11 protein-coding genes are annotated in these 12,059 nt (G+C 60.2%); 4 read left to right on the top strand and 7 right to left on the bottom strand.

Annotation, left to right across the window (positions count from 1 at the left end; genetic code table 11):
- Positions 1 to 16 precede the first annotated feature (16 nt).
- Both sake_RS12635 and sake_RS12640 read right to left on the bottom strand, forming a co-directional pair.
- Positions 17 to 817 carry a trimeric intracellular cation channel family protein gene (locus tag sake_RS12635; protein ID WP_129358188.1) on the bottom strand — a complete coding sequence of 267 codons (801 nt, stop codon included), beginning with the start codon at positions 815 to 817 and terminating at the stop codon, positions 17 to 19.
- 181 nt (positions 818 to 998) lie between these two features.
- A complete protein-coding gene (locus tag sake_RS12640) occupies positions 999 to 1,187 on the bottom strand; it encodes a DUF1508 domain-containing protein (RefSeq protein ID WP_129358189.1) in 189 nt (62 codons plus the stop codon).
- A 373-nt stretch (positions 1,188 to 1,560) separates the two neighbouring features.
- Here sake_RS12640 and sake_RS12645 point away from each other — a divergent pair, with 373 nt between their 5' ends.
- Complete coding sequence (locus sake_RS12645) at positions 1,561 to 3,018, top strand: MFS transporter (protein WP_129358190.1); 1,458 nt, start codon at positions 1,561 to 1,563, stop codon at positions 3,016 to 3,018.
- A 117-nt stretch (positions 3,019 to 3,135) separates the two neighbouring features.
- Here sake_RS12645 and sake_RS12650 read toward each other — a convergent pair whose 3' ends face one another.
- From sake_RS12650 to sake_RS12660, 3 genes are all read right to left on the bottom strand, one after another.
- A complete protein-coding gene (locus sake_RS12650; RefSeq protein WP_178946191.1) occupies positions 3,136 to 4,032 on the bottom strand; it encodes an aldo/keto reductase in 897 nt (298 codons plus the stop codon).
- Positions 4,033 to 4,099: 67 nt separating this feature from the next.
- Positions 4,100 to 5,149, bottom strand: coding sequence for an HAD hydrolase-like protein (locus sake_RS12655; RefSeq protein WP_178946192.1), 1,050 nt, complete (start codon positions 5,147 to 5,149; stop codon positions 4,100 to 4,102).
- Between the two features lie 90 nt (positions 5,150 to 5,239).
- Positions 5,240 to 6,616: an MFS transporter gene (locus sake_RS12660; RefSeq protein ID WP_129358193.1), complete on the bottom strand. Its 1,377-nt coding sequence runs from the start codon at positions 6,614 to 6,616 to the stop codon at positions 5,240 to 5,242.
- Between the two features lie 327 nt (positions 6,617 to 6,943).
- Between sake_RS12660 and sake_RS12665 the strand changes: the two genes are divergently transcribed.
- Entirely contained in the window at positions 6,944 to 8,245 is a 1,302-nt protein-coding gene (locus sake_RS12665; protein ID WP_165000901.1) for a PhoH family protein, read from the top strand.
- Between the two features lie 140 nt (positions 8,246 to 8,385).
- Here sake_RS12665 and sake_RS12670 read toward each other — a convergent pair whose 3' ends face one another.
- Complete coding sequence (locus sake_RS12670) at positions 8,386 to 9,210, bottom strand: GH25 family lysozyme (protein WP_165000902.1); 825 nt, start codon at positions 9,208 to 9,210, stop codon at positions 8,386 to 8,388.
- A 363-nt stretch (positions 9,211 to 9,573) separates the two neighbouring features.
- Between sake_RS12670 and sake_RS12675 the strand changes: the two genes are divergently transcribed.
- Together sake_RS12675 and sake_RS12680 are read left to right on the top strand one after the other, a co-directional pair.
- The gene (locus sake_RS12675) at positions 9,574 to 10,038 is read left to right on the top strand and encodes an SRPBCC family protein (RefSeq protein ID WP_178946194.1); all 465 of its coding nucleotides are present in this window, start codon (positions 9,574 to 9,576) and stop codon (positions 10,036 to 10,038) included.
- A gap of 268 nt (positions 10,039 to 10,306) precedes the next feature.
- A complete protein-coding gene (locus sake_RS12680; protein ID WP_129358196.1) occupies positions 10,307 to 10,750 on the top strand; it encodes an N-acetylmuramoyl-L-alanine amidase in 444 nt (147 codons plus the stop codon).
- 110 nt (positions 10,751 to 10,860) lie between these two features.
- On the opposite strand, the gene sake_RS12685 is transcribed toward sake_RS12680, so the two are convergent.
- Positions 10,861 to 11,976 carry a helix-turn-helix domain-containing protein gene (locus tag sake_RS12685; protein WP_178946195.1) on the bottom strand — a complete coding sequence of 372 codons (1,116 nt, stop codon included), beginning with the start codon at positions 11,974 to 11,976 and terminating at the stop codon, positions 10,861 to 10,863.
- Between the last annotated feature and the right edge of the window lie 83 nt (positions 11,977 to 12,059).

Below are 12,059 nucleotides of genomic sequence, written 5' to 3' on the forward strand. Positions count from 1 at the left end.
CAAGCCTTGTGCCAGATCATTGACGACGCCTGAAATGGCGCCTCTTCTTTTCCCGATGAGCCCGGACCTGCTCCTCCGTGATGGCGTCTAGGTTCTCCGTCAGAGGCTGGCCGGGTGTCCAGCCTTCCAGTCGTTGCGAGCGGCGGGGGTGAGAGGCAAACGAGAAGCTGAGTCGCGGGCGAGGAACCTTGAGCTCGATGGGCTCCGGAAGGCGCCAGTTACGCCATCGGGCCAGGATTCCCACCGTGCCGCACGTCAGAATGGACACGAGCATTCCCAAGTTGGGACGATGCAGGACTTCCGAGAAAAACGCCATTTCTAGGCCGCCGAAGAGTGCAATCGTCGCATAGAGGGAGCTGCCGCCGAATATGGAGGGGATGCGGTTGACCATGACGTCACGAATCACCCCTCCGCCCACTGCAGTAGTGACCCCGAGCATCACAGAGGGAATCCAGTGCAGACCGAGCATGAGGGATTTGGATGTACCCGTGGCGGCCCAACAACCCATGCCAATGAAATCGACAACGATCAGGGCACGATCTGCCCACCTGGCGCCGAGATCAATCGTGTACGCAAGGATCGAGGCCACTATTGCCGCAATCCAGTATCCGCCGTCCGTCAACGCTATCGGGAATCCGGTATTCAGGAGCACATCGCGGATCAAGCCTCCGCCCATGCCGGTGACGATGGCAAGCATCGCGAACCCGACGACGTCGAACCTGAACGCTCGCGCGAGCGCGCCACCCAGGAGGCCATTTGCAAGGACCGCCGAAACGTCGACGGCTCGGAACCAGATACTCGGATCCCAATCGGTCACCCTGGGCCACCTGCTTTCCGACGCGGTGTGCCCGAGCCAGCCTCAGGCGCACCTTGATCTTAGTGAGCGCAGGCCTGCAGGTGAACGGGTTGACGAATATTGCGGCGATCGTTGATCACGACAGGATCCCGATGGCACGGCCTATCGGGCCCCACCATCGGGACGCGTGGACCAAGTTGTCTCACTCTTCCTTGTCGAGGTGGGTCACGGTCGCGCCTTCGGCAGCACGCTGCACGGCCGCAACCCCCTTCTTGACCGAGGCGAGGGATTCGTACCCCTGGCCCGATGCGACGACTTCGCCATTGCCAGCCTTCAGACGAAAGCGGAATTTGCCGGCCTTGTCCTCGTAGATCTCGAATTTCCCTGCCATGGTGTGCTCCTTGTGACGGGTACGTCGGTTACAGGCACGAGACTAGACCCAGATCACATCGCATGGGAATATATTTTGGGTGAATTCTTGATGCTCTTGCATCTCAGGGTGGCCCAAGAGGAAAATTTGGATGAGTTTGCACACAGATAACAAGCACGCTGATCAGTGGCTGGCACCACATGCGTGGTCTCTTATCTGCTGTAGCGTCACCAGATAAGAAGGGGAGGCAAAGGACTTCCGAGCCTCGGATTGGCGACGTGCACCTGGTACATAGCGTTCCAATGCGTTGTAGTGTCGGCTATCAGCATTCAATTTTGAGCCCGGCTACGCACCTTGAGCCAGGGCAATTGCCCTTTATGGAAGGTTGTAAGACATGTTTGGACCCGAGAACGTTCGTCGGCGCTGGAGCGTCGACGAAGTCACGGTCACCAAGCCGAATATCATTAAGCGCGCTATCGGAGCGGCCGCCATCGGCAACATCACCGAGTGGTACGACTTCGGCGTCTACGCGTACCTCCAGGTCACTATCGAGAAGGTCTTCCTCCCCGATCTTGACGGCGCGATCGGCAAGGTCATCACGGCGGCACTGTTCGCCGTGGCCTTCTTGGTCCGCCCGATCGGAGGCATGGTTTTCGGTCCGCTGTCGGACAAAATCGGCCGCAACAAGGTTTTGGCCATGACCATGATCATGATGGCCCTGGGAACCTTCGCCATCGGCGTCTTGCCCGGCTACGCCACCGTGGGCCTGTGGGCCCCCTTCTTGCTCCTCGCGTGCCGCCTGTTGCAGGGCTTTTCCACGGGTGGTGAGTACGGAAACGCGATGACGTTCATCGCCGAGTACGCTCCCGACCGGCGCCGTGGATTCTTCGGCTCGCTCCTTGAGGTCGGCACGTTTGCCGGCTACCTCCTCGGCGCGACAATCGCGACCGTCATGACCGGCGTGCTGACTGACGACCAGATGCTCAGTTGGGGCTGGCGCCTGCCGTTCTTCGTCGCACTTCCACTCGGCTTCATCGGCGTTTACCTTCGTTCCAAGCTCGCGGACACTCCCGCCTACCTTCAGCTCGAGAAGGAAGCGGAGAAGACCGGAAAGTCCAACAAGGAAGAGGGCCAGAAGGGCCACGAGTTCAAGAACATTTTCAGGTTGTGGCCATCGATGCTCCTCTGCGTCGGCCTGGTTCTCGCGTGGAACATCACCAACTACATGCTGACCTCGTACATTCCCACGTACTTCGACTCCGTCAAGGAGATCCAGGGCAGCGGCGGTGTCTCTGAGCTCACCTCGCAGATCCTTCAGATCATCGTCATGGCGATCCTGCTGGTCACCATTCCGATGCTGGGCAAGCTCTCGGACCGGGTGGGCCGTAAGGCTGTCATCGTAGCCGGTTCGCTCGCATTGATCGTGCTCTCGATCCCGTCGGTACTTCTGATCCGCGGGCACAGTGACCTGACGGTTCTGGTCGGCCTGATCATCATGGGGCTGAGCCTCATTTGCTTCAGTGCCACGATGCCCTCGACACTGCCGTCGCTGTTCCCGACCCTGGTACGTGCGGGCGCCTTGTCGATTGCGTTCAACATTTCGATCTCTCTGTTCGGCGGAACGACTTCGACCGTCATGAACTGGTTGGTCGGCAGTTCTGGGAACCTGATGTGGCCCGCCTACTACCTCATGGGAGCGGGAGTGATCGGGCTGGTCGCGGTCTACTTCACCCCAGAGAGCAACGGTCGGCCACTGTGGGGCTCGACACCCTCGGCGGAGTCCAAGCCCGAGGCCCGCGAACACGTCGCCGACCTCAACCACGAATACGACCTGGAGAAGGCCCGGAGCTAAGCTTCCGGACGTTCCCACTAGGGCCAGGACCTTGTGAGGATCCTATGGGTGCCGGCGCGGGCGTTTGAGCCCTCGCCACCGTAGGAGTTCTCCGAGGTCCTGGCCCTAGTTCGTGGTCTATCCTTCGAGACGTTCCAGCATTTCGGGGGTAAGGGCGAGGGCTCCGGCGGCGAGATTTTCCTCGAGATGTTCGACGGAACTGGTTCCGGAAATGACCATGGTGTTGGAGGAATGGGTCAGGAGCCACGCGAGCCCCACTTGCTGAGGTGTCGCCCCCAGCTCGCGTGCTACGTCGACGACGCCCCCGTCTTCCGTCACTCGAGGCAACCCGAAGAATTCGCCGCCTCCACCGAGGGGGAAATAGGGGATCCACGCCGCACCGTGGGCGCAGGTCAGCTCCAAGAGCCGTTCGTCATGCCGGTCAAGTAGGTTGTAGATGTTCTGCACCGCGAGGATTCCGGCGGGCAGCGCCGACTCGACCTGCTCCGGTGTCACGTGGCTCAGGCCGATGCCACGAATCTTGCCTTCCTCGCGCAATGAGATGAGTTCGGTCAGCTGATCTTCCAGCGGAACACTCTGAACTTCATCCACGACCAGGCCCGGCTTGAAATCCATGCGGCGCATGTATACGAGGTCCAGGTAGTCCGTCTTCAGAGATTCGAGATTCGCCTCCACCGACTCTCTCAATTCCCTGGGCTTTTGTGCCGCGGCCATGGGGACTTTCCCGCCCGTGACCACACGCGCCCCAACTTTGGTAGCAAGGAACACGTCATCACGCCGATCGGCGAACGCTTCCGCCAGCAAGCTGTTGGAATGGCCCGCACCGTAGAAATGAGCCGTATCGAACATCTGAACACCGAGTTCCAAGGCTCGTTGCAAGAGATTCACGGATTTCTGCCGATCGTCCGACGAATCGCTAGCTCGCCCCAGGCTACCCATTCCGTAGCCCATACGGGATAGCCTCCGGCCGTTCAGGTCGATTATTCCTCCGGGATTGCTGCCTGATGTTGTCATGTCGTCTCCTCGGGTAGCTCTGACCAAGCTGATCGTTTCAGATTAGGACCGAAGGGTTGGGACGGAGTCAGTGTTCTCCGAAAGCCGTGGCTACGTCGGCCACGCTCGGCAATACCTGCGGCCGGTGACCTTCAGGGGCGGCATCCCTGGGGAGATCCGATTCGATACCGATGTAGTCGAGTCCGGCTGCGAGGGCCGCCGTCCGGTCAGCCAGGGAATCACCCACATACACGGTTTCCGAGGCGCCAATGCCTTTTCCCGAGAGCAAAGACAACAGGTCGCTGAAGACGCGTCCGTCGGGTTTGTGGAAGCTAGAACGATCGGCCCCTTGGATCCCAAGAAGACGGTGCGTGGGGAATCCAAGGCGCTCGAGGTCAGCGACCGCGAACTCGGTGTTCGTGGAAGTCACTACGCCGACTTCCACGCCGCGGTCCAGCAGAGTCGTGACCGTACGAACGGCACCGCCAATCTCGGTTTTGAGATAGTCCGCGGCAATGGACTGATTGTCCGCGCGCATTTGGTCGACGGGGGCGGAATCCTGGTACAACCGGGCAATCATGGCGTCGAAGGGCATGCCCCACGCTTCAGAGAGCGCATCTTCGGTGAGGTCGATTCCGTAAAAACGTCTGGCTACCTCCTGGTGATGCTTCCACTTGACCACCCTGGTCTGTACCAGAGTGTCGTCCAGGTCGAACAGAATCGCTCGTGGCTCGGGGCTTTCCCGCCGAACCAGGCCCTGGGCAGCCAGGTCCTCGACGACGCCGCGCGCCCCCTCCGAGAGCAGACCGTCGTCCTCCGCGGTGACCCACGTGATCTCCTCGATCTCGGACGAGGGGACGATATTGCCCTCGTGTTCGGCTCCGTAGCACGTCAGCCGAACCGTCGTTCCGGGCTTTCCGTGGGCCTCGGCCTCGTGGGTGAGGACATGGCGAATCCCGTTCTTGACGATCCGGACGGCCAATTCCTCGCGGACCTCGCGCGCCAGGGCGTCGGCATCGCCCTCCCCTTGTTCCCGCTTGCCACCGGGTACATAAAAGGCCCGCTGCCCATGAGAACGAGCGACGAGGAGCCGTCCGTCGACGATGTTGATCCACGCGAGCTTGTCAATGAGTTTCACGGGCGCAATCCTTTCGGTGGGGCCCTGTCCAGGCTATATCGGATGCACCGGGGCCCGATGACGTGGGGGTCTACCTACCCCGGCCCCCGGTCAGGGCTCCCGAGAACCCGATTTCACGGCGTCCTCCGTGCGCCGCGAGGGCGCCGCGTAGGCGCTGCCCTCGGGGTTCTCGAGGGTCGAATGCTTGCGGTTGTCGTGCATCGCAATCACTGCAATCAGGCCGAGCACGGCCATGACGACCACGTACCAAGGGAAGACCCCGCCAAACCCGTGGTCTTTCATGAACAGAGCGACGTACTCGGCCGAACCGCCGAACAACGAGTTGGCGATCGCGTAGGTGAATCCGACGCCGAGCCCACGGATATGGGCCGGGAACATCTCCGCTTTCACGACGCCCGAGATCGAGGTGTACAGGCTGACGAAGATCATGGCGATCACGATGAATACGCCGGACATGAAAATGGAGCTCTGAGAGCCGATCAGGGTCAACAGCGGAACCGGAAGAACGACCATGGCGATCACGAAGATCAGCATGGAATTCTTGCGCCCGATCTTGTCAGAGAGCGCGCCCGCAAGGGGTTGCATGATGATGAAGAGCAAGAGGCAGATCGTCATCGTGTCGGCGGCTTGCCCCTTTTCGAAGCCGTTGGTGTTAATCAGGTACTTCTGCATGTACGTCGTGAATACGTAGAAGACCAGCGAGCCGATGCTCGTGATACCGAAAACGACCCAGAAGGCTCGCGGGTGGCGGAACACCTCGAGCAGACTTCCGGACCCCGCGGCATTGCGGTCGGAAGACGACGTCGTCTCGGTCAGACCCGACCGAAGCCAGAGCGAGACGATCGCGGCCACGGCACCGATCACGAAGGGCAGTCGCCACCAGCCCGCGCTGATCTTGTCATCACCCATGGTGTGGGTCATGATCACCGCGAGCAGACTTGCCAGCAGCTGCCCGCCCACAAGGGTCACGTACTGGAAGGACGAGAAGAAACCGCGCTTGCCGGAGGTGGCGACCTCGGACATGAAGGTCGCCGTCGAACCATACTCCCCGCCGACTGAAATCCCTTGGACACAACGGACGACGGTCAGCAGAACGGGCGCCAGTGCTCCCACGGTTTCGGCGGTCGGAAGAACGGCCATACCCAATGAACCGGCGCACATGAGGAGGATCGACGACAGCATGGATGCCTTGCGTCCATACCGGTCGGAGACTCGACCGAAAATGTAGCCGCCGAGAGGGCGCATCAGGAATCCGACAAAGAATACACCGGCCGTGCTCATGAATGCCCCGGTTTCACCGGCATTCGCGAAGAACTGTTGGGCGAAGTAGACACTGAAGAAGGAGTAGACGTAGAAGTCGAACCACTCCACGAGGTTTCCGCTGGAAGCGGCGAGAATCGACTTGACGGTATGCCACGTCGAGGCAGGTCGATCCTCCTGAACTTCTTCTGGTCGGTACGACGCCATTCTGCGTTCCCTTCTCCGGTGCGCGGTGAGATTGCCCGATGCAATTGATCGCCTCAGAATACATTCGCTGAGATGTGGATCATAGTCGGCTACTGGATATTTCCCGCTTCCGGAAGCCTGAACGTCCGTGGGGCGCGGTGTCGGGATTCATCGTCCATTCACGCAAACGTCATCGCGTTCAGGAGTGTTGCGGGCCGATTGCACTCTTGCCGGACCCTAGGTTGAGAGTAGTCGGCACGCGCCGACTCGGGGTTTCGGCCTCGACCCGGGAAAGGAGAGGCCGATCGCCGCAGGCGCCCCGTTGACGACGTCGAAGGGGAACTCACTGTGAGCTCGTCCATCACCACTTATGTTCTTGATACCTCGGTCCTTCTCTCTGATCCGAGTGCAATGTTGCGGTTCGACGAGCACGAGGTCGTGATTCCACTTGTGGTTGTCTCGGAGCTCGAGGGGAAACGGCATCACCTGGAGCTTGGCTATACGGCTCGCAAGGCCCTGAGGATTCTGGACGATCTCCGCGATGAATACGGACGATTGGACCGTGAGATCCCAGTCGGGGATGCCGGTGGGACCCTGCGCGTTGAACTCAATCACGTGGCCACGTCCCAGTTGCCCGTGGCTTTCGATCGGTCCGAGAACGACACACGGATCATCGCGGTCGCCCGCAACCTGCAGGCGGAAGGGTCGGACGTCGTCGTGGTGACCAAGGATGTTCCGATGCGAGTGAAAGCCGCCGCGATCGGGCTGGCAGCGGAACAGTATTTGGCTGAGCAGGCTGTGGACTCGGGTTTCACGGGTCTGTCCGAGATCCACCTCGATGAGGACGAGATCGACCATCTGTACAAATCCGGATCGCTCGAGAGCGACAAGGTTGCCGGGGAAGTGATGAACACGGGGCTGATCCTCACCTCCACCAAGGGGTCGGCGCTGGGTCGCGTCGTGGAGCCGGAAACCATCGCCTTGATCCAAGGTGACCAGCAGGCATTCGGCATCGGTGGGCGTTCGGCGGAGCAACGCATCGCGATCGACATGCTGCTCGACGAATCGGTGGGCATTGTGAGCTTGGGCGGGCGCGCCGGCACGGGAAAATCGGCGCTCGCTCTCATGGCCGGGCTCGAGGCCGTTCTGGAGAAAGGCACTCACCAGAAAATCACGGTGTTCCGCCCGTTGTATGCCGTCGGCGGGCAGAATCTCGGATACTTACCAGGCTCGGAAGGAGACAAAATGAATCCTTGGGCCGAGGCCGTATTCGATACGCTGGGCGCTCTGGTCAGCAAGAACGTTGTTGACGAGGTCGTGGAACGGGACATGTTGGAAGTCCTGCCCCTGACCCACATCCGGGGTCGTTCACTTCATGACACGTTTGTGATCGTCGATGAGGCGCAGTCCTTGGAACGAACGGTTCTGCTCACCGTCCTTTCTCGGCTCGGCGAGAATTCCCGGGTAGTTCTGACCCACGACGTCGCCCAGAGCGACAACCTGCGCGTCGGCCGTCACGATGGCATCACGGCCGTAATCGACCGACTCAAGGGGCATCGCTTATTCGGCCACATCACCCTGAACAGGTCCGAGCGCTCCGAGATTGCGGATTTGGTGACGAACGTACTGGAGGAAAGCGAGCTGGTGTAGACGGCTCCGGCACGGACCTGGGCGCCCCCACCCGAAATTCCACGCCGGGATGAGCCGAGAAAGACTCACGTCCCCTGTTCTTGGCCGCATCGGCCGTTGGTGACCTCAACACGGTTGGGCACAGTCCCACAGGGGATTAGTTACCCGAGCGGGACCTGCTGCTTCGAAGCAGAACCGACGGGAGTGTAACCGGGGTTAGTTGCGAGGTCCTCAAGCTTGGCCTTCGATCCATTGAACCGGCTGCGATCGGCCACGCTGCCCGCACTGCTCTCGGTGTGCTGCCAGAAGTCGTAGTCTGACCAAGCGGCAGGAACCTCGCCCGAGGTCTTGCTTCCCCACTTGGCAATCATGAGCGGACTGTCAGTGAAGGCCGTCGTATCGCCGACGCACTGATTCCACCATGCATTCGTCGTATAGATGATGGGGGCACGGCCAGTCTCGGATTTGTACTCACTCGTGAAGTCTTGAATCCACGACGTCATTTCGGACGTCGAGAGGTGGTAGCACTGTTCTTCGGCCGTATTGGCGCTCGGTGTGGATTCGACGTCGAGCATTCCCGGCAAGGTCGTACCGTCGTTGGTCCACTTGCCTCCGTGCTCGATGAAGAAGCTGGCCTGGGTCGCCCCACTGCTGTCGCCGGGGCGAGCGAAGTGATAGGCCCCCTTATAAAGACCGGCATTTTCGATGTCCTTGTATTGCTGATCGAATGCCGGGGAAGACCAGTCCCCGTCGGTCGCTTGAGCTTGGCCGTACTGAACGCCCGCGGAAGCAACGTCGCCCCAGGGATAGTCAGTTCCTTGATTGACGGAAATATCCCGACCCTGAATACCCGTGGTGGGACCGGCCGACGATGCGGCCTCGGCGGCCGGGGCCGCGAGGGTCGTCAAGCCCAGCAAGACCGCGGTCGTCGCGATGACGCCAGCGGCTTCCTTGTGCTTGAAACGTCCTAAAACGCCCTGCGTCATCCTTCTCGTGCCCGATTCGAACATCCTGTACCTCAATATGCGGTGTCGAGTGTGTCCATGGCCGCCAGAGGAGCCGTGGTGACCCTCCCGACGAACGCCTTGAGTGGCCATCCAATAACGGACAGGCCGAACAAGGTGCCGGGCACGACCGTATGGTAATTCGCCGTGATATGTCCATAGACACACCGAAAGATTTACTTTTGAAATGAGTGTCCGCTATCAAGCGATCCCCGGAATCGGGCGGTGTACGTAAAAGTTGCAGGATATGTTCGACGAGGTTCATTCGATGGGCCATCATTATTTTGCGAATATTAATCGATAACCAAGCGGTTTCGGATCCGCATGAAGCACTAGACTGCACCCATGACATATAAGCTCTCCGATTCGATCCATATCGACGAGTCACCCGCCGAAATCTACGACCTCATCTCGGATGTCACCCGGACCGGTGAATGGAGCCAGCAGTGCTATCGGTGCGACTGGGACGGTCCTGGCAGACACGACGTCGGCGCAACCTTTACAGGGCACAACCGCACCCCAGAACGAGAGTGGACGACCACGTCCGAAGTCGTCATCGCCGAACCGGGACAACACTTCGCGTGGGAGGTCATTCCAGCCCGCGCCCGCTGGGGATACACCATTTCACCAGAGGGCGAAGGGAGTGTTCTCACCGAATATACAGTTTTCTCCGAAGAAACAGAGGCGAATTTTCTCCATCGTTTCGGAGAGGACGCCGAACGTCAGATCGAGATACGCCAAGAAGCGGCCGCGGCAGGAATACCCGAGACTCTGAAAACGATCAAGAGAATCGCGGAGCAAAGCAAATAATGCCGCACGAGCGCTACCTTTTGTGAAAAATTCCACTTGTTGTTGCGTCATACACAACGGGCGTTTTGAAGTAGTGAAGCCGAAAACGTACCTTGCCGATATGGAATTATCGAGACGTAATGTGCTCTCGCTGACCGCGGCTGCAACTGCGGCAACCGGAGCAGCACTCATCACCGCACCCGCGGCCCAGGCCGCACCGACATCGACCAACAAAACAATGGAATCCAAGCGGCCGCTCAGCTGCCCTATGGGGAAGGGGAAATAATCCATGGCAGCCATTCAGGTCAGCTCGCCGAATTTCACCGAAGGCCGGGAAGGCACCTCGGTGGATCGCATCGTCATCCACTACATCGTGGGGACCCTTGCGGCAGCGGACGCAACGTTCGCCGACCCCAACTCGGGCGTCAGCGCCCACTATGGCATCGGCGAAGGCGAGATCCATCAATTCGTCGACGAAGCGGACACCGCCTGGCACGCCGGGGATTGGAATTTCAATCTTCGCAGCATCGGCATCGAGCACTCGGCCGACCCCAACCGCGCGCCCACACAAGACACCTACAACCAGTCGATCAATCTCTGTGCAACCATCTGCCGCACCTACGGGCTCGATCCCCAGTCGCAGATCGTTCCCCATAGCTTCGTCGTCTCCACCGACTGCCCCGGCACCGTGGACATCCAGGCGATTCGCGACGGCGTCTCGGCCATCTTGTAAGCAACCGGACCTCTCGCCCACCCTCGAATCGCGGGTTCGCAATGTGGTGGGCCCATGCGACGACCTGCGGAAGCGGACCTTTGGTGCCGACTCGCAGGAGAGCGGGGTCCTCAGCCCCAAGCGATGACCAACTGTGCGGCCTGCTCCGGAATTCCGGGGTCGATTCCGGTCAGTTCACGAAACCGGTTGAGATGATTCTGAACCGTATTGCGATGGCACGGAATCGCTACGGCCGCCTCCGCAACCGAGCCCGATGAAAGGTACTGACGCACCGTCATCGCAATGCGTGCCGCCTCGCCCCGTCGTGCTCGGCGCAACCCTGCCTCGATCTGCTCAGCCAGATCGAGGCCTATACTCTCGAGGCCGTGCCGAGCAACGCGAGGCCACGCACGCTCCGGCGTGACGGCGCCAGCGTCGTCCACGGCCACGACTTCCGCGATGCGCTGGGCCAGACGAAGCTTGGAGCGGACCCCTTCCAGTCCCACCAGATTATCCAGCACGGCACAAGGCACTCGTGACACCCTGTCACGGACGTCGTCGAGACGAGCAGGGAAAATCAGAACCGCATAGCCCTCGAAATTCACCAGGTGAACCGGCAGCGCCGACCGAAGCGCGGTGGACAGGACTCCACGGAGTTCGCGGCCGACCTCACCCACCGCGACGCACAGAACCAGCGGCTCTCCGACGTCGAATCCGACCATGCGCGAGGCCTGCCGCATGGCTTCGGCCCCACCATCCCGACTGAGTGCCTGCGTCAGGTATTCCTGACGCAAAACCGATTCCTCCCTGACCTCCCGCTCGCTCTGTTCAAGGTATGCGCGGTAGACACCGTTGGCGTAATCTTCAACGGCTCGCCACAAGGGCTCGGCCAGATCCACCAGAACTTCAGTGTCGTGAGGCTGGCAAAGCCTCTTGAGAAGTTCCCACAGCACCGTGAAGTCCAGGCGTACCGCCGTCAGAAGCGGATCTAGATGCACGCCCTGGCCACGACGACGCATCACGAGTTCGCGCGCCGTATCCACAAGCAGCCCGGCGCTCTCAGGAGCATCCGTAAAGATCTGATCAATCAAGGCCGCAAAGCTTTCGCGCGCCGTAGCCCGTATGTCTTCGACGTGAACCAGACCGTCCCGATAATCCTGTAATTCCAGGACACGATCGACATACGTCTCGACGCTGCCCTCCACATGGAGTTCCAGCTCGGCCAAGATCTTCTCATTTTTGGTCATATGCACATCATATGACCCAAAAGGTGAGGCATTTTGTTCTTCATTTGGGCTTTTCCACCTGTAATACTGGTCACTATTATCCG

The sequence above is a fragment of the Kocuria sp. TGY1127_2 genome (assembly GCF_013394385.1).
In the GTDB taxonomy this organism is placed as follows: domain Bacteria; phylum Actinomycetota; class Actinomycetes; order Actinomycetales; family Micrococcaceae; genus Rothia.

Coding starts and splice junctions, on each gene's coding strand:
- sake_RS12645 (WP_129358190.1), top strand. CDS start 1,561: ATGTTTGGACCCGAGAACGTTCGTCGGCGCTGGAGCGTCGACGAAGTC.
- sake_RS12660 (WP_129358193.1), bottom strand. CDS start 6,616: ATGGCGTCGTACCGACCAGAAGAAGTTCAGGAGGATCGACCTGCCTCG.
- sake_RS12680 (WP_129358196.1), top strand. CDS start 10,307: ATGGCAGCCATTCAGGTCAGCTCGCCGAATTTCACCGAAGGCCGGGAA.
- sake_RS12640 (WP_129358189.1), bottom strand. CDS start 1,187: ATGGCAGGGAAATTCGAGATCTACGAGGACAAGGCCGGCAAATTCCGC.
- sake_RS12670 (WP_165000902.1), bottom strand. CDS start 9,210: ATGACGCAGGGCGTTTTAGGACGTTTCAAGCACAAGGAAGCCGCTGGC.
- sake_RS12685 (WP_178946195.1), bottom strand. CDS start 11,976: ATGACCAAAAATGAGAAGATCTTGGCCGAGCTGGAACTCCATGTGGAG.
- sake_RS12650 (WP_178946191.1), bottom strand. CDS start 4,032: ATGACAACATCAGGCAGCAATCCCGGAGGAATAATCGACCTGAACGGC.
- sake_RS12675 (WP_178946194.1), top strand. CDS start 9,574: ATGACATATAAGCTCTCCGATTCGATCCATATCGACGAGTCACCCGCC.